Here is a 20,035-nt window from a genome sequence, read left to right on the forward strand (position 1 = left end):
CGTGATCTGGTGCACAAGCGCGCCCCCGTGTTGAATTGCCGCCACAGCGCAGGTCGATGGGGACGGCCCGCGCCCTGCTGGATGGCGCACACGAGGAGGTGGCGTTGTCGGAGCACGGGAGGGCCCAGGGCGGCCTGGCGGAAGCCGTGTGGCGGTTGCGGTCGCGCGGGTGCTGGCAGGAGGCTGCCGAATTGCTGCGCCCGCAGGCCGGGCGCGATCCGGCGGCGGCCCTGCAGAGGGCCGAACTCCTGATCGAGCAGTGCCTGTTCACGGCCGCGCACTGGGCCGAGGCGGAGGCCGCGCTGCGCCTCGCCGAGGCCGGGGCGGCGGCGCCCCCGCAGCGGGCCGCGGCGGCGTGTGCGCGCGGCTTCCTGGCGTACGTGGCCAGCGTGCTGGGCCGGCGCGACCGGCTGGACGAGGCACAGGCGGCGCTCGGCCGCACCTCGGCCCTGCTGGCGCCGGACGCGCCGGGCCGGCCGCTGCTGGACTTCCGGCGCGGCCTGGTCGCGGAGCACCTGCTGCACGACCCGGTGGCGGCCCGGATCGCCTACCGGCGGGCGCACGACGCGGCACTGGAGCGGCACGACGACCTGCTCTGCTCGTACACCTGGCGGCACCTGGCGGGGCTGGCGCTGGCGGGCGGCGACCGGGAGCGGGCCCGGGAGGGTTTCCGGGCCTCGCTGCGGCTGCGCGAGGAGCTGGGCTTCACGGTCGGGGTGGCGCCGGCGCTGGCCGCGCTGGCCGAGGTCGCGGACCCGGCGGAGGCGGCCCGGCTGCGCGCCGAGGCGGCCCGGCTGGTGCAGGCGCTGGGCGGGGTGCCGGTGTGGCTGGCCGGACGGCTGCGGGTGCCCGCGCAGCCCGGCCTACCGGACGGTACCGCGGCGCGGACACCGGGGACGGCGTGAGCTAAGGTAAGGCTAACCTGTCCGGGGAGAGCAGTGCCCCGGACGGGGCCGCCTACGCCGTCCCCGGGCTCCTCCGAGCCCCGTCCCGCTGGGGCCCGCATGACCGTGACCACCGTGGAGGCCGCCCCGGCCGAGGCCGCCGAGCCGCCGCTCGCCGGCAGCTACCGCCGCCTCGCCGCCGCCCACCCGGCCCTGCGCGTGCGCTGCGGGCCGCTGCCGTCCGGCGGCGGCTGGATGTCCGCCGCCGACCTGGCCGCCGACCCGGACGCCGTGCACACCGCGATCGCCTTCGACGCGGAGGCCGGTCTGCGCGACTACGGCACGCCGCTGCGCCCGGACGTCGCAGCCGGGTTCTGCCTGCACCGCCACCTGTGGCCGACCGCCCTGGCGTTCACCCTCCCCTGGTTCCTGGAGCGCCGGGTGCCCCGGCTGCCGGTCGGACGGGTGGCGATCCGCCGGGCCACCGGCGAACTCGCCGTGCACCCGGCCGGCCTGACCGGGCTGCCGGACGATCCGCTGGCCGGCACCGGACTGCTGCGGGTGGTGCCGGACGAGGCCGCGCTGCGCGCCGAACTGCTGGACGCCCTCGCCGAGCACATGGCGCCGCTGGTGGCGGCGTTCCGCCCGCGGCTGCGGCGCGGACCGCGGACGCTCTGGGGCACGGCGACCGACGACGTGGTCGAGGGGCTGTGGTACCTCGCCGGCCTGCTCGGCGAGGAGGACCGCGCGGCGGCGGAGCTGACGGCGCTGCTGCCCGGTGACGGCCCGGCGCCGTTCGTCGGCGGGGCGGCCTTCCGCCTCTCCGGCGGAATCCGTACACGTACGCGGGCGACCTGCTGTCTGTTCTACACGGTTCGCCCGAACGAGGCGTGTTTCACCTGCCCGCGACAGCAGGAAAGGTGATTGCCATTCGAATATTCCTCGATAATTCCCCCGCACCGGTGCATCGCCCTTAATCCGGCCTTCGGCCCCGGGAATTCTCCGCCATCATGGACCAGCCGTTCCCACGCAGGAAAGCGAGGCTGGTTCAGGTCATGAGACTGTCGGACATACCACTGGGCTGGGCCGCCACCGGCGGGGCCCTCTTGGTGGTCGCCGCCGTACTGGTGGCGTTCGCCCGCAACCGGGCCGGCGCGACGGCGGGCGGGGGCGATTCGTGGGAGCGCTCGGAGGAGCGCCGCCGCCGCAAGGAATCCCTGTACGGGGCCGCCTCGTACACCCTGCTGTTCTGCTGTGCGGCCGTCGCCGCGGCGCTGTCCTTCCACGGTCTGGTCGGCTTCGGCGTCCAGAACCTCAACCTCTCCGGGGGCTGGGAGTACCTGGTGCCCTTCGGGCTCGACGGCGCCGCGATGTTCTGCTCGGTGCTGGCCGTCCGCGAGGCCAGCCACGGTGACGCGGCGCTCGGCTCGCGGCTGCTGGTGTGGCTCTTCGCCGGCGCCTCCGCCTGGTTCAACTGGGTGCACGCGCCGCGCGGGCTGGGGCACGCCGGTGCACCGCAGTTCTTCGCCGGCATGTCGCTGTCGGCGGCCGTGCTCTTCGACCGGGCGCTGAAGCAGACCCGCCGCGCCGCGCTGCGCGAGCAGGGCCTGGTGCCCCGTCCGCTGCCGCAGATCCGCATCGTCCGCTGGCTGCGCGCCCCGCGGGAGACGTACGCCGCCTGGTCGCTGATGCTGCTGGAGGGGGTGCGCACGCTGGACGAGGCGGTCGAGGAGGTCCGCGACGACCGGCGGGCCGCCGCCGCCGACCGGGAGCGCCGCCGCCTCGCCAACCGCCGTGAGCGGGCCGAGCTGCGCGCCATCGGCCGGCACCAGAGCGGCTGGCGGCACCGCGCGGCGGCCCGCCAGCTGGAGGCCGGGAGCGGCGCGGAGCCTGTCATAGCCGTGGAGGCGGGCCCCGCCGAGGCCCGTCCCGCCGAGACGCCGGCGGCCCGGACCGGGCTCCCCGTCCGGGCGGCCCCGCTCAGCGTCGACCTGACGCCGGAGGAGGACACCATCACGCTGCCCCGCCTGGAATCCCTGGAGCAGAAGCTCAAGGACCTGGAGCAGCAGTTCGGCTGACGGCCGGGGCGTGTCGCAGGACACGCCCCGGATCAGCTGTCCGCCGGGGCGGACCCCTCGGCAGACAGCTCGAACCACATCCGCTTGCCGGAGCCCCGGGGCTCCACGCCCCAGCCGTCCGCCAGCGCCTCGACCAGCATCAGGCCGCGCCCGGAGGACGCCTGCTCGCCGGGGGTGCGGCGGGTCGGCCACAGGTCCGACTCGTCCTCGACCTCGACCCGCAGCCGGGCCCGGCCGTTGCCGGGCACCTGGTAGAGCCGCGCGGTGAACATCGCGTCCCGGTCGGTGTGCCGGATGGCGTTGGTGACCAGCTCGGAGGAGAGCAGTTCGGCGGTGTCGATGAGGTCCGGCACCTGCCAGCGGCGCAGTGCGTCCCGCAGCTCGCCGCGGAGTTCGGAGATGCGCGCCAGGTCGGCCTGGCCGATCCGGCGGCGCAGCTGCTGGGCGGCGCGGCCGCCGGAGGGGCCGTCCCAGCGGAGCAGCAGGAGCGCTATGTCGTCCTCGCGCTCGCTGGAGTCGGCGGCGCCGGCGGCGACCCGGTCGGCGAGCTCCTCCAGCGGCTCGCGGGCGGACTCGTCGCGGGCCGCCAGCGGGCCGGAGACCGCCTCGCACAGCCGGGAGAAGCCGGTGTCGAGGTCCATCCCGCGGGCCTCCACCAGGCCGTCGGTGCAGAGCACCACGGTCTCGCCCGGGTCGAGGCTGAAGCGGGTGACGCGGTACTCCTCGTCCGGGTCGACGCCCAGCGGCAGGCCGCCGGCGACCGGCAGGACGGCGGCCGAGCCGTCGCCGCGGCGGACGACCGGGTCGAGGTGGCCGGCCCGCACCGCGTAGACCACGCCGTAGTCGACGTTGACCTCGGCGTAGGTGCAGGTGGCGAAGTGGTCGGTGTCCAGGTCTGCGAGGAAGCGGGAGGCGCGGGCCATCACGGCGGCCGGCGGGTGGCCCTCGGCCGCGTAGGCGCGCAGGGCGATCCGGAGCTGGCCCATGATGCCGGCCGCGTGCACGTCGTGGCCCTGGACGTCGCCGATGACCAGGCCGACGTGGCCGCCGGGCAGCGGCACCACGTCGTACCAGTCGCCGCCGATCTGCAGGCCGGAGCCGGCCGCGAGGTAGCGGACGGCGGTGGTCACCCCGGGCACCGACGGAACGGCGCGGGGCAGCATCACCCGCTGCAGGCTCGCCGCGAGCTCGTGCTCGGCGTCGTGCAGCTGGGCGCGGGCCAGGGACTGTGCGACCAGGCCGCCGAGGGTGGAGAGCAGGGTGCGCTCGTCGGCGTCCAGCTCGCGGTCGTCGTCGAAGCTGACCACGCAGACGCCGATCGCCCGGCCGCTGACGACCAGCGGCAGGAAGGCCCAGGCGCTGCGGCCGGTGCCGGCGCCGAGCTGCTCCCAGGCCTGCGGGTAGCGCTCGCGGTACTCGTCGCGGTCGGCGATGAACACCGGTGTGCGGGTGCGGACGGCGTACGCCATCGGGTGGTCGGCGGCCAGCGGGGAGCGGTCGTGCCGGGCGATCAGCTCGCTGCGGTAGCCGCTCGCGCCGAGGACGGCGAGCCGGCCGGCCTCCATGGAGGCGAGCACCAGGCCGTCCGGCGGGAGGCCGGGCAGCGGGAGTTCGGTGAAGACGCGGGCGACGTCGCGGACGGTGACCGCCTCGGACAGTGCCCGGGCGGCCTCCTTGATGAACCGGGAGCGATCCTCGCGCAGCGCGGCGATCTCGCCGGCCTTCTCCCGCTTGTGGAGCTCGACGGTCGCGTCCCAGACGAAGCCGACCATGCGGGAGGGGCGGCCGAAGGCGTCGGCGAGGACCCGGCCGCGGAAGCGCACCGCGTGCATCTCGCCGCCGGGGTGGACGGTGCGGTAGTACGCGCCGCACTGGCCGAGCTCGGCGACGGCGCGCTCGACCCGGCGGCGGACCACCGGTGCGTCCTCGGGGTGGAGCAGCGCCAGGAAGGCCGCGGAGCTGCGGTCGAAGCGGTCGGGGTCCAGGCCGAGGATGTCGCAGGCCCGCTGGTCGCCCTCGAGGAGGTCGCGGCGGATGTCCCAGTCGAAGGAGCCGATGCCGTTGGCGGCCATCGCCGGCTCGAGCCAGTCCGGTGTCGAGTCGCCGCCGCGGCCGGAGAGGCCGTGGGTCGTTGCGGGCACCGACAGGCCGGCGGTCGCGGTGCGCAGCGCATGGCCTGCTGCGCTGCGGACCGCCTGGGCCGGTGGGCTGCGGCGCGCGGGCCCCTGCGGCTCGGGCTCTGTCGCCATGTGTCTCCTGCCGCTGCCAGGCCGTGTCGCCCTCCGGGGGGCGACACGGCCGTGTCGTGATCGGATCGGTGTGCCGGCCGGTGGGGCCGGTCGGGAATCGGTTCTTCCCGCCGCGCACCGCGCACACATTCTCACTAGCCTCTCGTATGTTCGGCAAGGCGGCAATCCCGGAGTGCCGTCCGGGTGTCACAAAGATGGGGAGCGGGTAACGGTTCGTACACGTTTCACGACGGTCCGAGCTCGAACCAGGTGACCTTGCCGTCTCCCCGGAGCTGCACTCCCCAGTCGTCCGCCAGGGCCTCCACCAGCAGCAGACCGCGGCCCGAGGTCGCGTACTCGGCCGGGCTGCGCCGCCCCGGGACGCGCGCCACGCCATCGCGGACTTCGATCCGCAGCAGCCGATCGGGAGTGAGCACGGCGTCGAAGACCGCGCGCTGCCCGGTGTGCACCAGTGCATTGGTGACCAGTTCGGTGGCGAGCAGTTCGGCCGTGTCCACCGCCTCGGGCGGCACGCCCCAGCGGTCGAGCGCGGCCCGCAGCCTGCGGCGGACCATCCCCACGGCGGCCAGGTCGGCCGGCTCCAGGGCGGCGTGCAGCCGGCGATGGAGCGCGCAGCCGGGTTCGCGCACCGGTGGCGGCGCGGTGGCGGATGCGGTGGCGGGGCCCGCCCCGGGCGCGGAGGCGGGTGGCGGCGCGTCGTCGGGTGCCGCCCTGGGCGGCGGCGGCCCGGCCGTCCGGTCCGCAGCCCCCGTACCGGCCGCCGGCCCCGGTCGTGCGGTGTCCGGCCGGCCGGCCGGTCCGCCCGCGCCGCCGCGGCCGCCCGGCGGGCCCGCCGCGCTCGCCGAGGCCGCCGAATGCGCCGCACCGGTGGCACTGGTCGCGCCGCTGCCGCGGAATTCTCCGTGGCCGCCCGCGCCGGAGCCGGAAGCCGCCGACCGCTGGCGCGGAAATCGTGCCTGACCGTCCATCAAAACGCCCCCGCCCTGCTCAGGAACGCCCCACCGGTCCCCCTCCGGGGCGTCCAGCCGTCGAAGGTCCTCATGCCCATTCCAGGCCGCACCCAACAGTCCGTACCCGGCCATCCGGGGTGAAGCGGGGCTCGGGCGGCGCACCGTGATCCACTCCGCGACCGGGGGGAGGTTTGGCTCCCCGGCCGCCGCCGTCCGGGACGGCCACGGCCGCCCCGGCACCGGGTGCAGCCGCTTTCCGACACGGGCCGGGCCCCGCCCCGGGCGCCGGGCCCGGCCCGACAGGCAGGGCGACCCGGGGAGAGCAACGCTGGACAGGCAGGGCTCGGCCGGGTTCAATGGCCGAAGATGTTTGAACGACGTTCTAACCGTGACCACCGGCGGAGCGAGGAACCGTGCGACTGACCCCCACCGAGCGGGACCGGCTGCTGATCTTCACAGCGGCCGAGCTGGCCCGCGCCCGCCGTGCCCGCGGCGTGAAACTGAACGTGCCCGAGGCCACCGCGCTGATCGCCGACACCGTCTGCGAGGCCGCCCGCGACGGCCGCCGGCTGGCCGAGGCCATCGAGGCCGGGCGGTCCGTGCTCTCCGCCGACGACGTGCTGCCCGGCGTGCCCGACGTGGTCACCGTGGTGCAGGTCGAGGCCGTCTTCGACGACGGCACCCGGCTCGCCGTGGTCGACGACCCGTTCCGCGGCGCCGGCTCACTGGGCGACGACGCCCCCGGCGCCGCCCTGGCCGGCCCCGGGCACGGCTACGACCCGGTCGAGGAGACGGTCGTGCTGTCCGTCCACAACACCGCGGCCGTGCCGATCTCGGTCACCTCGCACTTCCACTTCTTCGAGGCCAACCCGCGCCTCGCCTTCGACCGCGCCTCCGCGTACGGCACGCACCTGGCCGTGCCGGCCGGCTCCTCGGTGCGGTTCGACCCGGGCGCGACCGTCGAGGTCGGCCTCGTCCCGATCGGCGGCGAACGGGTCGCCATCGGCTTCGCGGGCCTGGTCGACGGGCCGCTGGACGCACCTGGCGCCAAGGAGGCCGCCCTGGAGAAGGCGCGCGCCACCGGCTACCTGACCAGCTTCGACGACGCGGAGGTCGAGTCGTGACAGCCATTTCCCCCCACGACTACATCTCGGTGCACGGCGCCCGCGCCGGCGACCGCATCCGGCTCGGCGACAGCGGCCTGATCATCCGGGTGGAGTCCGACTCGCAGGAACCGGGCAACGAGTTCCTGGCCGGCTTCGGCAAGACCGCCCGGGACGGCCTGCACCTCAAGGCCACCGCGATCCGCGACACCTGCGACGTCGTCATCAGCAACGTCGTCGTGATCGACGCCGTCCAGGGCATCCGCAAGACCTCGATCGGCATCCGGGACGGCCGGATCGTCTCCGTCGGCCGGGCCGGCAACCCGGACACCATGGACGGCGTCGAGGTGGTCGTCTCCACCGGCACCACGATCGTCTCCGGCGAGGGCATGATCGCCACCGCCGGCGCCATCGACACCCACGTCCACCTGCTCTCGCCGCGGATCATGGAGGCCTCGCTGGCCTCCGGCGTCACCACGATCATCGGCCAGGAGTTCGGCCCGGTCTGGGGCGTCGGCGTCAACTCCCCCTGGGCGCTGCGGCACGCCTTCAACGCCTTCGACGCCTGGCCGGTCAACATCGGCTTCCTCGGCCGCGGCTCGTCCTCGGACCCGGCGCCGCTGATCGAGGCCCTCGCCGAGGGCGGCGCCTCCGGCTTCAAGGTGCACGAGGACATGGGCGCGCACACCCGCGCCCTGGACACCGCACTGCGGGTCGCCGAGGAGTACGACGTCCAGGTCGCCCTGCACACCGACGGCCTGAACGAGTGCCTCTCGGTGGAGGACACCCTCAAGGTGCTGGAGGGCCGCACCATCCACGCCTTCCACATCGAGGGCTGCGGCGGCGGGCACGTGCCCAACGTGCTGAAGATGGCCGGTGTGGAGAACGTCATCGGCTCCTCCACCAACCCCACCCTGCCGTTCGGCAGGGACGCCCTCGGCGAGCACTTCGGCATGATCGTCTCCGCGCACGACCTCAAGGTCGACCTGCCCGGCGACGCCGCGATGGCCCGCGACCGCATCCGGGCCGGCACCATGGGCGCCGAGGACGTGCTGCACGACCTCGGGGTCATCGGCATCACCTCCTCCGACGCCCAGGGCATGGGCCGGGCCGGCGAGACGGTGCGCCGCACCTTCGCGATGGCCGGCAAGATGAAGACCGAACTCGGCCCCATGGACGGCGAGGGCTCGTACGGCACCGCCGCCGGCGGCGACGACAACGAGCGCGTGCTGCGCTACATCGCCAAGCTCACCGTCAACCCGGCCATCGCCCACGGCCTCTCCCACGAGGTCGGCTCGCTGGAGGTCGGCAAGCTCGCCGACATCGTGCTGTGGCGGCCCGACCACTTCGGCGCCAAGCCGCAGCTGGTGCTCAAGGCCGGCTTCCCCGCGTACGGCGTGGTCGGCGACCCCAACGCCTCCACCGACCGCTGCGAACCGCTGGTGCTCGGGCCGCAGTTCGGCGCGCACGGGGCCACCGCCGCGGACATCTCGGTCGCCTTCGTCTCGCAGGCCGCCGCCGGGGCCTCCTACCTGGACGTCGCCGGCGACCAACTGCCCACCCGCAGGCGCCGGGTGGGTGTCCGGAACACCCGCGGGATCGGCCCCAAGGACATGGTCCGCAACGCCCGCATCGGCCACGTCCAGGTGGAGGCCGCCACCGGCCTGGTCTCGCTGGACGGCGAACCGCTGCGCTCCGAGCCCGCCGACAGCGTCTCGCTCAGCCGCCTCTACTTCCTCTGACCCCCACCACCGCTTAGGAACGCACCCTCATGACCACTCCCGCCCAGCTCGGTTTCCGGATGCCCGCCGAATGGCACCCGCACGAGCGCACCTGGATGGCCTTCCCCACCGCCAACCCCACCTTCGACTCCCCCGAGCACCTGCACGCCGGCCGCGAGGCCTGGGCGGAGGTCGCCAACACCGTCGTCCGGTACGAGCCGGTGACCCTGGTGGTCAACACCGGTGAGACCGAGGAGGCGCGGAAGTACGTCGCCCCCGAGGTGGAGATCGTGGAGCGCCCGCTGGACGACGCCTGGATGCGCGACATCGGCCCGACCTTCCTGGTCGACGGCAAGGGTGCGGTGGCCGCCGCCGACTGGATCTTCAACGGCTGGGGCGCCCAGTCCTGGGCGCGCTGGGACAACGACCAGCACGTCGCCGAGCACATCACCGGCCTGACCGGTGTCCAGCGCTTCGCCTCCCGGCTGATCAACGAGGGCGGCGGCATCCACGTGGACGGCGAGGGCACCGTCCTGGTCACCGACACCGTGCAGCTGGGCGAGGGCCGCAACGCCGACTGGACCCGGGAGGAGGTCGAGGCCGAGCTGCACGCCTTCCTCGGCACCACCAAGGCGATCTGGCTGCCGCGCGGACTCACCCGCGACTACGACGAGTTCGGCACCCGCGGGCACATCGACATCGTCGCCTCCTTCGTCCGCCCCGGCGTGGTCGTCGCGCACGTGCAGCCCGACCCCGAGCACCCCGACCACGAGGTGTGCCGGGAGCTGGTGGCGATCCTGCGGTCCTCCACCGACGCGCGGGGCCGCACCCTGGAGGTCGTCGAACTCCCCGCCCCCACCGTCCTGCTGGACGAGGAAGGCGAGCCGGTCGACTACTCGTACATCAACCACTACGTGGCCAACGGCGCCGTGATCCTCTGCGCCTTCGACGACCCCCGCGACCAGGAGGCGGCCGCAATCCTCGCCGAGGCCTACCCCGGCCGCACGGTGGAGCTGGTCGACGCCCGCGAGATCTTCGCCAACGGCGGCGGCATCCACTGCATCACCCAGCAGCAGCCCAAGGGCTGACGGTTAGCCGGCTTTCCCGACAGGCCCGTCCGGGTCGCCGTCAACGGCGATCGGGCGGGCCTGTCGGCCGTTCCGCCGGGGCCGCGCCGGCGTCGTCGGCCGAGGGGCGGGTGAGCGCGGCGGTGACGGCGTCGAGGTAGTCGGCCCAGCAGTCGCCCGGGGGCACGGGGCCGGCACCGCCGCCGTGGCAGCGGCTGCACTGCCCGCACCGGCGGTAGCGCGGCACCGGGTCGGGCGGGGCGACGTGGCGCCGCGGTTCGCGGTCGGGACCGGTGGACGGATTCAGCACGGGTCCTCCTGGACCTCGGCCCAGACGACGGTGCGACCGGCGCCGTCGGTGGCGCCCCAACGCGCCACGGACGCAAGGGCCCGCAGGACGGCGGCCCACTGCTCGTCGGTGCACCGCTCCGGGATCGACACGGTGATGCGGACAGTGCCAGGGGCGGTCCGGGCGGTGGTCGCGACCTCGCCGGTGGCCCGTTCGAGGGCTTCGCGCAGGACGTTCGCACGCACGCTGACCTGCACCGCCCCTTCCCTAGTAACAGACTGGAACTGTACTAATAGACTAGTGGCCGGACGGATACTCTGTCACCTCGCAGTCACACAGTGAGAGGACACAGGATGAGTCAGGACAGCTCGCCGCCCCCGTACCTCCGGGTGGCCGAGCAGCTCCGCCAGCGCATCCAGTCCGGCGACCTCGCCCCGGGCGACCTCCTGCCCTCCCTCTCCGAGATCCGCGAGGAGACCGGCTACTCCGGCACGGTCGGCCAGCGCGCCTACGCCGTGCTCGTCGACGAGGGCCTGGTCGTCGCCCGCCCCGGCCGCGGCCACTTCGTCCGCTCACAGGAGGAGCGGCCCCTGCTGGTGCGCCGTCCGCGGGTCGCCCCCGGCTCCGGATCGCCGACCGCGGCACTGCTCGACGCCCAGGGCGTCCGGGCCAGCTGGGACAGCGAGTCGACCACGGCCCGCGCCGACCTGCGGATCGCCGAGCGCCTCGGCATCGCCGCCGGCGACCCGGTGATGCACACCTCGTACGTCTACCGGGCCGACGGCGAGCCGGTGCAGCTCGCCGAATCCTGGGAGCCGATGGCCGTCACCGGCGGCACCCTGGTCGTCCTGCCGGAGGCCGGCCCGTACGCGGGCATCGGCGTCGCCGAGCGGATGGCGCTGATCGGCATCGAGGTCGGCGTCCCGGTGGAACGGGTGGTCGCCCGCGGCGCCTCGCGCCCCGAGGCCGCCCTGCTCGGCACCACCCCCGCCGCACCGGTGCTGGCCGTCGAACGCACCCACTACGACCCGGCCACCGGCCGCGCGGTGGAGACCGCCGACATCGTGCTGCTCGGCAGCCGCTGGGCCGCCGAGTACGGCACCCGGCCCGAGCCCGCCGCACCTTCCGACTCCCCGGACGCCGCCGCCGACCGGGGCTGACCCGCAGCCGTCCGACTCCCCGTCACCAGCGGGCACACGCCCGCGCGCCACCGCGTTCGTTGATCGTTCACCCGTGTCCGGATTTCGGTCTGTCGACCGGCCCCCGCCGATGGACGGTTCCGCGGCCGCGCCCCGCCTTGCCAGCATGGGTCCCGCCGCGACGGCGCATATGCCAAAAGCACGTGCCGTTGCCGATGCATCGTCAGATCCGCGCCACCAGGGGGGAACCACCCATGCCCGAAGCCGGTCACCGCACCGAGCTGACCCGCCGTCGAATGCTGCAGGGCGCAGGCGTCGCCCTCACCGCCGCCGTCGGCACCGCCGTCATCGGCCTCGCCGGACCGGGCGGCACCCCGGCCGCCGCGGCCGGCCCCGGCGGCGACACCTTCGACGAGCTCTACAAGGGCCGCCGCATCCAGGGCCGACCGGCCTCCGGCGGCGGCCACCACCACCACGGCGGCGACTACACCGTGCTGATCGACGGCGAGGAACTGCACGTGATGCGCAACGCCGACGGCACCTGGATCAGCGTCGTCAACCACTACCAGCCGCACCAGACCCCGCGTGCGCTCGCCCGCGCCGCCGTGGTCGAACTGCAGGGCGCGGCGCTCGTCCCGATCGCCTGACCCGACCGCCCCTCCCCCGCAACACCCACCCGCACCTCCAGGAGGACACCATGGCGGTCCGCAAGAACCAGGCAACCCTCACGGCCAAGGAGAAGCGCGACTTCGTCGACGCCGTGCTCCAGCTCAAGCGCCTAGGCCGCTACGACACCTACGTCAGCACCCACAACCGCTTCATCGTCGGCGACACCGACAACGGCGAGCGGACGGGCCACCGCTCGCCGTCGTTCCTGCCCTGGCACCGCAAGTTCCTGCTCCAGTTCGAGCAGGACCTGCAGTCCGTCAACCCCTCGGTCTCCCTGCCGTACTGGGACTGGACCGCCGACCGCACGGCCGGCGCGGGCCTGTGGGCCGACGACATGCTCGGCGGCAACGGCCGCTCGGGCGACAACCGCGTCACCACCGGCCCGTTCGCCGCCGGCGGCGGACAGTGGACGATCACCGTGCGGCCCGACAGCCGCGACTACCTGCGGCGCTCGCTCGGCACCGGCGTCGCCCAGCTGCCCACCCGCGCCGACGTCGAGTCCGTGCTGGCCGTGCAGACCTACGACGCGGCCCCGTGGAACAGCTCCTCGGCCGGGTTCCGCAACCAGCTCGAGGGCTGGCGCGGCGTCAACCTGCACAACCGGGTGCACGTCTGGGTCGGCGGCCTGATGGGCACCGGCATGTCGCCCAACGACCCGGTCTTCTGGCTGCACCACTGCTTCATCGACAAGCTGTGGGCCGAGTGGCAGCGCCGCCACCCCCAGCAGGGCTACCTGCCGACCACCGCCACCACCAACGTGGTCGCACTCAACACGGCGATGAAGCCGTGGAACGACACCACCCCCGCCGACATGCTGGACCACACCCGGTTCTACACCTACGACTCGGCGTTCTGATCCGCCCCGGCCGGGCCTGACCGGGCCCGGCCGGACGAGTGATTGTGCATGCCGGGGCGCCTGCCGGACGGTGTCCGGCGGGCGCCCCGGCACGGGGCACGGTGTCATGAGGGCATGACCACACACTGGCTGATCCAATTCACCGACGAGCTGATGCGCCTCACCGAGGACCTCGACCAGGAACAGGCCGCCGAGTTCGTCCGCAAGGTGTACGAGGCGGGCCGCACCGCCGGACGCCAGGAGGCCGCCGAGGGCCAGGAGCACAGCGGCTGGTGAACCCGGGCCCGGCCGGGGCGCAGGGCCGGGGGCCGCGACAGGGGCCGACACCCGCGGCCCGGGGCGGCGCCCCTATCGTGGGAGGTCGGACGGCGGGACCGGTCAGAACGAGTCGGTCAGGACGGGCCCGGCAGGACGGGTCGGGTCAGCACGAGCCGGGCAGGCCGAGGAGGAGCAGCAGATGGCGGAGCCGCGGGCGCGCCGGCCGGCACAGCCCCGCGAGGAGGTCTTCGCGACCGCGCGGGCCGCGATCGCCGAGCACGGACTCGACAAGCTGACCATGGCCGGCCTCGGCAAGCAGCTGCAGATGAGCGCCGGCCATCTCCTCTACTACTTCGGCAGCAAGGACCAGTTGCTGCTGGAGACCCTCCGCTGGAGCGAGGACCAGCTCGGCGAGCGCCGGCGTGAGGCGCTGGCCCGTACCGACCTCACCGTCCGGCAGCGGCTCGCCGCGTACGGCGACCTCTATCTGCCCGAGGGGCCTGGCGATCCGCGCTGGATCCTCTGGGTGGAGGTCTGGGGGCGCTCTCCCGCCAGTGCCGAGATCCGGCAGGGCCAGCTGGAGATCGAGGCGCCCTGGCAGGCCGACCTGGTCGCACTGATCGAGGAGGGCGTCGCCGCCGGCGACTTCCGGGTGGCGGCCGGCCCGGACGCCGCCGCTTCCGGCGCCGCCGGTGCGGCGGCCGCGGTGCAGGACCGGGCACGGCAGATCCGGGCGGTGCTCGACGGCTTCGCCGTTCCCCTGGCGATCGGCCTGCCCGGAGCGGACCGCGCGGACGCGATCGCCCAGGTGGCGTCCGTGACGGCGGCTCTGCTCGACTGACCCCGTCAGGGACGCGTGCACCTTTGAGCACGCCCCGGCGCAGTCACTCCGTCCAGAGTGCGGCGGCCGTGCGGTCGTCCGCGTAGCCCTTCGCCCGGACCTGTACCTGGCGCAGGAAGTCGACGGTGCCCGGCGGGTGCGGGTGGGCCCAGTGGTTGGAGAGGAAACGGGCCACCGCGGGCTCGTCCGCGATCGGACCGGCCAGGCCGGCCGTGCAGAGCAGCAGGATGTCGCCGGTCGTGGCGGGCACCATCCGGAACCGGAAGGACCGCGGCGCTGCGGCGGGTGCCGCGGGCGGCTCCCCGTCCGGGTGGTGGAGCAGCCGGGCGGCGTACGCGTCGATCCAGTGGCCGGACCGCAGCAGGTAGAGGCCGCCCGGACCGGTGCCGAAGGCGGCGCGGTGGCCGGCCTCGCCGTCGAGCGGGACGAGGAGGCAGTGCAGTGCTCCGGAGTCCTCCGTCCCGCATTCACCCTGGGCCGTGTCGCCGGCCGGGCGGAGCGGTGCGGCCGCGCCGACCGTGAGGCGCTGCAGGCCGTAGCGGAGCCGGTCGCGGGCCCCGGCGCGCAGGTCGGCGGCGAGCTCGGCCCGGCTGCGTCCGACTGCGGTGGCCAGCTGCCGGGCGGCCTCGGCCGCGGCTGCGGCACCGGCGGTTGCGTCCGCGCTGCGGGGCGGTGAGGCGATCACGGCGAGCAGCAGGCCGTCCTCGCCCTCGCCGAAGCGGGTGACCAGCAGGGAGTCCCGCCGGGGCTCGCCGCGGAACCGTGCGGAGTCCCCGCGTACGGAGGCCGCGCGCACTATCGCGGGGCCGTACTGGGCTCCGTCGAGGACGGTGTCCGGGACGACGGCTGTCAGGCCGGCGGGGTCGGCGGCGGGCAGCGCGGTCGGCTCCGGCCCGTAGGTCGGGGGCCGCTCGCCGACGTGCGGCACGGGCGGCTCCAGGGGAGGCCGGCGCGTCGCGGGCCGCGGCGGCGGCTCCGCGGCGGCGGGTGGTGCCGCGGGCCGACCGGCCGGTGCGGGTACCGGCGCGGGTTTCGCGGGCTCTGCCGGAGGGGCGGGTTCGGGTTCCCGGGGGGTGAGCTTGCGCAGGACGACCGTCGGACCGGGCTCGGGGGCGGGCTGCCGCGCCGTCCGGTCGACGGTGTGCAGGTCGAGGGTCGGGTCGGGCTCCGCATCCGCGTCGGGCTGCTGCGCCGCTGCGGCCTGCTGGACCGGTACGGGCTGCTGGACCGGCTGCTGCTGCGGGGCCGGCCGCGGGTCGCCGATCACGCCGGCGGCGGTGTCGAACCAGTCGTCCACGCTCGTGGTGTCGGCCCCGGGTGTCCGGCCCGGCTGCGGTGCGGGCTGCTCGGCGGGCCCGGGAGACGGAGTCCGTACGGCCTGCGGCGGGATGCCGGGCGGAGGCGTCGGCGCAGCCGGTGCGGGTGCAGGGGCCGGAGGTATCGGCGAAGGCGCGGCGGCCGAAGGCTCGGCGGCAACGGGCAGCGGGGGTCCAGCGGGCGGCGGGGGCGCGGCGGGCGGGGCCGGGGTTTCCGCGGCCGGGGCGGTGGGCCGGGGGCCGATCATGCCTGCCGCGGAGTCGAACCAGTCGTCGACGCTGCCCTCGCCTGCGGCCGCCCCGGGGGCGTCCGGCAGGGTGCCTGCCGGGCCCGTGTAGACGGAGTGCCACCAGCCGTCCTCCGGCCGATGGTGCGGGGCTGCACCCTGGTTGCTCACGTAGTGGCTCCTCGTGCCGTGTCTGCCGTCTGCCGAGCGGACCGGTCGGCCGGACTCGGTGGTCATTCTCCCGAAGGAGAACGACGGTGTCCGGCTTTCGGGGACACCGGACCACCCGCCGGGTGCAGTGCCGGGCACGACCCGACGGGATTCGGCCACCCGTGCAGTGATCGTCCGGCTGTCCGCACCGGAGGTGCCCGACTGGGGTCCGGGTGTGGTTGCGAGGGCCTTCCGGCCCTGAAACCGTGGACCAAGAGGGGGACCGCTTCACCCCTTCGGCTGATTAATATGTGCGCATGAGCGTGCCAGCATCCGCGACCGGTGAGCCGGTGCGGTCCCTCCGCGCGGGCAGCCGCCCGGCCGTGGTGCTGTGGGCGCTGCTCGTCGTCGGTCTGCTGGCGCTGCTCCCCTGCGCAGGAACCGCGAAGGCGGTGAGCTCGCACGCCCCGTCCGCCCCTCCGGCCACGGCCGCCACCGGGCCGCACGTCTCCGACGCGGCCCCGGCCCCGCAGCGCACCGCGCACTCCGCGGCGCTCCGGGCCGACGACGGCGGGCACCACGTGTGGTGCTCGGCGGACGGCAGCCACCCCGGACCGGGGAAGGGCTGCACCAGCCACCCGTTCCGGGGGCTGGAGGCGCAGCTGCCGAACGCCCCGCCGCATCCGCTGCCGGTCGCACTCCCGCAGCTGGTGGCGGTGCGTGCGCTGCCCGCAGCCCTCCCGCCCGGCACGTCGGCCGGGCCGGACCCTGCGCCCGACCTCCACGTGCTGCAGGTCCACAGGTCCTGAGCGGAACCCACCGCCGGCCGTGACCCGTGCCCTGCGTACCGGGTCGTCCGGCGGCTCCGCTGCCCCCACCACCTCTCGCCCTACCGCCGTGCCCGTGTGCACCGCGGAGACAAGGACACACACTCATGGGTTCCGCCTCCAGGCAGTCCAAGCCGTCGAAGTCGTCCGGCAACCCCGGCAACCGGCAGAGCCACAACGAGCGCCAGGCCGACCGCCGTGCCCGGATCGCCGAGCTGCGCGAGGCCGAGAAGCGCCGCGACCGCCGCAACAAGATCCTCGCGTTCAGCGTGGCCGGCGTGCTGCTGGCCGGCATGATCGGCGCCGGCACCTGGATAGCCCTGGACGCCAAGCACGACCAGGACGCCAAGGAAGCCGCCGCGAAGGCCCCGATCTCCGGCGTGCAGACCTACGACAACCTGGCGCGCAACCACGTCGAGACCAAGGTCACCTACGCGCAGACCCCGCCGGTCGGCGGCGACCACAACCCGCGCTGGGCGAACTGCATGGGCGACGTCTACGAGAAGCCGCTGGCCAACGAGAACGCCGTCCACTCGCTGGAGCACGGCGCGGTCTGGGTGACGTACAACTCGAAGGCCTCCGCCGACGACATCAAGAAGCTCTCGGAGAAGGTCAAGGCGACGCCGTACACCTTCATGAGCCCCTACCCGGACGAGAAGAGCCCGATCACGCTCTCCGCCTGGGGCACCCAGCTGAACGTGGACAGCGCCAGTGACCCGCGGGTCGAGCAGTTCTTCACCAAGTACGTCCAGGGCCCGCAGACCCAGGAGCCGGGCGCGTCCTGCAGCGCGGGTGTGATGCAGTGATGACCGGCGCCGAGGAGACCTCGGCCACCCCGGTCGAGGAGCACGAGGACCGGGCCGGCACCCCCCGCCGTTCCCGGAAACTGCTGTGGTGGCCGGCGGCGATCGCCGCGGTGATCGCGCTCTGCCTCGGCGTGTCCGCGCTGGTCGCGGGCGGGTCGGACTCCGGCGGGTCCTCGGCGGCAGCGCCGACCACCGACTCCGCCGAGGCCGGGTTCGCCCGCGACATGGCGACGCACCACCAGCAGGCCATCGACATGTCCTTCATCGTCCGCGACCGGACGCAGGACGAGGACGTGCGCAACCTGGCGTTCGACATCATCAACACGCAGGCCAACCAGCGCGGCATGATGACGGGCTGGCTCGACCAGTGGGGTCTGACGCAGAGCACGTCCGCCAAGCCGATGGCCTGGATGGGGCACACCTACGAGGCCCACGACGGCTCGCTGATGCCCGGCATGGCCACCAACACCGACCTGGCCAAGCTGCGCACGCTCAGCGGCCGGGACGCCGAGGTGCTCTACCTGCAGCTGATGATCGAGCACCACAAGGGCGGCGTGGAGATGGCGCAGGCCTACGTGGACGCGGCCCGCAACGACGTCGAGAAGCGGCTCGCCCAGACCATGGTCAACGGGCAGAAGTCGGAGATCGACCTGATGACGTCGATGCTGGCCAAGCGCGGGGCGCAACCGCTGTCCTGAGCGGACGGGCGGAGCGGCGCCGGCCGGAGCACGGTGGCGGGCGGGTCGGGTGCACGGCACCCGGCCCGCCCGCCGTTCTTCTGCTGCTCCCGCGGCGGCAGCCCCTCTCGGCGGTGCGGGCTCGGCGTCGGTGCCGGGCTCAGCGCCGGGCGGGCCGGGACGGGCCGGCGGCCCGTGCGGTGGTGGAGAGGCGCACCGCGACCAGAGCCGTACCGGCGAGCACCAGCAGGACGGCACGGCCGCCGGCGGCCGCACCCGCCAGGTGGACGCCCAGCACCGGCAGCGCCGTACCCAGGGCGGTGCCGAGGCTGCGCACCATGTTGACCATGCCGCCACCGACCGCCGAGCTCTCGGCCGGGATCGACCGCATCACCAGGGCGTTGTTGGCGGGCAGCAGCAGCCCGAGGCCGTAGCCGGCGACCGCCAGCGGCAGGGGGGACAGCAGCGGGGACACCGGCAGCAGCGCGAGGGCGAGCAGACCCGCCGTGGTCACCAGGGCACCGGTGCGCCCTCGTCGGGCGTCCGACCAGTGCCGGGGGAGCAGCAGACCGCCGACCGTCGCCGCCACCGCGAAGGCGGCCGGCAGGGCCGTGATCACCAGGCCCGCGGTCGCAGCCGACACTCCGGCGCCGGCCAGCATGACCGGGCCGAGGACCAGCGGGCAGAACAGCAGCAGGTAGCCGATCAGCGCGACCGCCAGGCCAGCCCGCACCCCGGGGGTGTTGACCAGGCCGGGGGCGATGATCGGGCGGTCGGCGCGCTGCTCCTGCCGCGCGAGGGCGACGGAGAACACCGCCGAGGCGGCGAGCAGGACGACCACGGCCCAGCCGGGCAGCGGCAGGCCGGAGGCGGTGGACAGGCCGAGCAGCAACGTGGACGAGGCCGCCGCGAGGAGCAGGAGCCCGAGCAGGTCGAAGCGGGACTCGCGGTGGGTGCCGTGGCGGCCCGCGGGTCCTCCCTGTGCGGTGGTCGGGGGCACGGTGGCGACCGGGGACTCGGCGGTGGCGGACCGGCTGCGGGGCAGCAGGAACCAGCCGGCCAGCATGCCGAGCAGGGCGATCGGGACGTTGATCCAGAACGCCCAGCGCCAGGACCCGTGCGCGACCAGCAGGCCGCCGACGGTCGGGCCGAGCGCCAGGCCGAGCGCCTGCGCGGCCGCCTGGATGCCGAGCGCGGTGCGCATGGCCCGGCCGGGGACCCCACGGGCGACCAGTGCGACACTGTTGGCCTGCATCATCGCCCCGCCGACTGCCTGGACGGCCCGGCAGGCGACGAGCGTCCCCAGCCCTCCGGCGAAGCCGGCGGCGAGCGAGGCCAGCCCGAACACGGCGAAACCGCCGAGGTACATGGTCTTGCGGCCGACGGTGTCCGAGAGCCGGCCGACCGGGGCCAGCAGCGCGACGAGCACCAGCAGGTAGGCGAGGGAGACCCAGGCGACCGCGGCGAACCCGGCGTCGAAGCTCCGTTCCAGGGCGGGGAAGACCAGGGCGGTGATGCTCGCGGTCAGCTGCCCGAGGAACGCGCCGAGGCAGACGGTGCCCACGGCCAGCCAGTGCGCGTGCCGCCAGCCGGCGACCGCACGGGGCCGCGGCCGCTCGGCCAGCTGCAGGACGCCGGCGACGAGGCGGGGGCGGTCGACGAAGGAGGGCACGGCGCCATGATATCTCTGCAACAGACATACTCGTAAACAGACTCTGTCATAAACGGACTCTGTCGGCCTGCAGAACTGTCCGCCCCGGAGCCGGTCGAAGGCGGAGCGGCCGCGATCGGCCGCGGATCGTGTCGGAACACGACCCGTCCCGCCCCCGCAAAGATCGCCGGACGACCGGGGGCCGCCGGTGAGCCGATACGCTGTCCGCCATGTCGGAGCCGTCCACCCCCGCACCGCGCACAGCGCCGCCGCCTCC

General features: G+C 74.8%; 20 protein-coding genes. 14 read left to right on the top strand and 6 right to left on the bottom strand.

What is annotated here, in order from left to right:
- Positions 1-56: 56 nt before the first annotated feature.
- From ACQ614_RS09025 to ACQ614_RS09035, 3 genes are all read left to right on the top strand, one after another.
- On the top strand, positions 57-905 hold the full coding sequence (locus ACQ614_RS09025) for a hypothetical protein (RefSeq protein ID WP_431677908.1): 849 nt from the start codon (positions 57-59) through the stop codon (positions 903-905).
- Positions 906-1,004: 99 nt separating this feature from the next.
- The gene (locus ACQ614_RS09030; RefSeq protein WP_431677909.1) at positions 1,005-1,808 is read left to right on the top strand and encodes a (2Fe-2S)-binding protein; all 804 of its coding nucleotides are present in this window, start codon (positions 1,005-1,007) and stop codon (positions 1,806-1,808) included.
- 131 nt (positions 1,809-1,939) lie between these two features.
- Entirely contained in the window at positions 1,940-2,962 is a 1,023-nt protein-coding gene (locus ACQ614_RS09035) for a DUF2637 domain-containing protein (RefSeq protein ID WP_431677910.1), read from the top strand.
- A 32-nt stretch (positions 2,963-2,994) separates the two neighbouring features.
- On the opposite strand, the gene ACQ614_RS09040 is transcribed toward ACQ614_RS09035, so the two are convergent.
- Positions 2,995-5,211 carry a SpoIIE family protein phosphatase gene (locus tag ACQ614_RS09040; protein ID WP_431677911.1) on the bottom strand — a complete coding sequence of 739 codons (2,217 nt, stop codon included), beginning with the start codon at positions 5,209-5,211 and terminating at the stop codon, positions 2,995-2,997.
- 224 nt (positions 5,212-5,435) lie between these two features.
- Positions 5,436-5,840: an ATP-binding protein gene (locus ACQ614_RS09045; RefSeq protein WP_431677912.1), complete on the bottom strand. Its 405-nt coding sequence runs from the start codon at positions 5,838-5,840 to the stop codon at positions 5,436-5,438.
- Positions 5,841-6,574: 734 nt separating this feature from the next.
- On the opposite strand from ACQ614_RS09045, the gene ACQ614_RS09050 reads away from it, so the two are divergent.
- From ACQ614_RS09050 to ACQ614_RS09060, 3 genes are read left to right on the top strand one after another with little or no spacing between them, the layout of a single operon-like run.
- Entirely contained in the window at positions 6,575-7,285 is a 711-nt protein-coding gene (locus ACQ614_RS09050; RefSeq protein ID WP_431677913.1) for an urease subunit gamma, read from the top strand.
- Positions 7,282-9,006, top strand: a complete 1,725-nt coding sequence (locus ACQ614_RS09055) for an urease subunit alpha (RefSeq protein WP_431677914.1) — start codon at positions 7,282-7,284, stop codon at positions 9,004-9,006. Before ACQ614_RS09050 ends, ACQ614_RS09055 begins: the two co-directional genes overlap by 4 nt.
- 29 nt (positions 9,007-9,035) lie before the next feature.
- Entirely contained in the window at positions 9,036-10,073 is a 1,038-nt protein-coding gene (locus ACQ614_RS09060) for an agmatine deiminase family protein (RefSeq protein ID WP_431677915.1), read from the top strand.
- Positions 10,074-10,113: 40 nt separating this feature from the next.
- On the opposite strand, the gene ACQ614_RS09065 is transcribed toward ACQ614_RS09060, so the two are convergent.
- A complete protein-coding gene (locus ACQ614_RS09065) occupies positions 10,114-10,362 on the bottom strand; it encodes a hypothetical protein (protein ID WP_431677916.1) in 249 nt (82 codons plus the stop codon).
- Positions 10,356-10,598 carry a hypothetical protein gene (locus tag ACQ614_RS09070; protein ID WP_363495449.1) on the bottom strand — a complete coding sequence of 81 codons (243 nt, stop codon included), beginning with the start codon at positions 10,596-10,598 and terminating at the stop codon, positions 10,356-10,358. The genes ACQ614_RS09065 and ACQ614_RS09070 overlap by 7 nt, the downstream gene beginning before the upstream one ends.
- A 96-nt stretch (positions 10,599-10,694) precedes the next feature.
- Between ACQ614_RS09070 and ACQ614_RS09075 the strand changes: the two genes are divergently transcribed.
- The 5 genes from ACQ614_RS09075 (at position 10,695) to ACQ614_RS09095 (ending at position 14,104) form a co-directional block, all read left to right on the top strand.
- Positions 10,695-11,501 (top strand): GntR family transcriptional regulator, encoded by an 807-nt coding sequence (locus ACQ614_RS09075; protein ID WP_431677917.1) that lies wholly within the window; start codon positions 10,695-10,697, stop codon positions 11,499-11,501.
- Between the two features lie 233 nt (positions 11,502-11,734).
- Entirely contained in the window at positions 11,735-12,127 is a 393-nt protein-coding gene (gene melC1 / locus ACQ614_RS09080) for an apotyrosinase chaperone MelC1 (RefSeq protein ID WP_431677918.1), read from the top strand.
- Between the two features lie 50 nt (positions 12,128-12,177).
- Complete coding sequence (melC2, locus tag ACQ614_RS09085; RefSeq protein ID WP_431677919.1) at positions 12,178-13,005, top strand: tyrosinase MelC2; 828 nt, start codon at positions 12,178-12,180, stop codon at positions 13,003-13,005.
- A gap of 114 nt (positions 13,006-13,119) precedes the next feature.
- A complete protein-coding gene (locus ACQ614_RS09090) occupies positions 13,120-13,281 on the top strand; it encodes a hypothetical protein (RefSeq protein WP_363495461.1) in 162 nt (53 codons plus the stop codon).
- A gap of 181 nt (positions 13,282-13,462) precedes the next feature.
- A complete protein-coding gene (locus tag ACQ614_RS09095) occupies positions 13,463-14,104 on the top strand; it encodes a TetR/AcrR family transcriptional regulator (RefSeq protein WP_431677920.1) in 642 nt (213 codons plus the stop codon).
- Positions 14,105-14,147: 43 nt separating this feature from the next.
- On the opposite strand, the gene ACQ614_RS09100 is transcribed toward ACQ614_RS09095, so the two are convergent.
- A complete protein-coding gene (locus ACQ614_RS09100) occupies positions 14,148-15,401 on the bottom strand; it encodes a protein phosphatase 2C domain-containing protein (protein WP_431677922.1) in 1,254 nt (417 codons plus the stop codon).
- Between the two features lie 713 nt (positions 15,402-16,114).
- On the opposite strand from ACQ614_RS09100, the gene ACQ614_RS09105 reads away from it, so the two are divergent.
- The 3 genes from ACQ614_RS09105 to ACQ614_RS09115 all read left to right on the top strand — a co-directional run bounded on the left by ACQ614_RS09105 (position 16,115) and on the right by ACQ614_RS09115 (position 18,128).
- Positions 16,115-16,606, top strand: coding sequence for a hypothetical protein (locus ACQ614_RS09105; protein WP_431677923.1), 492 nt, complete (start codon positions 16,115-16,117; stop codon positions 16,604-16,606).
- Positions 16,607-16,731: 125 nt separating this feature from the next.
- Positions 16,732-17,430 carry a DUF3105 domain-containing protein gene (locus ACQ614_RS09110; protein WP_431677924.1) on the top strand — a complete coding sequence of 233 codons (699 nt, stop codon included), beginning with the start codon at positions 16,732-16,734 and terminating at the stop codon, positions 17,428-17,430.
- A complete protein-coding gene (locus tag ACQ614_RS09115) occupies positions 17,430-18,128 on the top strand; it encodes a DUF305 domain-containing protein (protein WP_431677925.1) in 699 nt (232 codons plus the stop codon). The genes ACQ614_RS09110 and ACQ614_RS09115 overlap by 1 nt, the downstream gene beginning before the upstream one ends.
- A gap of 139 nt (positions 18,129-18,267) precedes the next feature.
- Here ACQ614_RS09115 and ACQ614_RS09120 read toward each other — a convergent pair whose 3' ends face one another.
- A complete protein-coding gene (locus tag ACQ614_RS09120) occupies positions 18,268-19,779 on the bottom strand; it encodes an MFS transporter (protein ID WP_431677926.1) in 1,512 nt (503 codons plus the stop codon).
- Positions 19,780-20,035 lie beyond the last annotated feature (256 nt).

Source organism: Kitasatospora dryopteridis, assembly GCF_050749075.1.
GTDB lineage: Bacteria > Actinomycetota > Actinomycetes > Streptomycetales > Streptomycetaceae > Kitasatospora.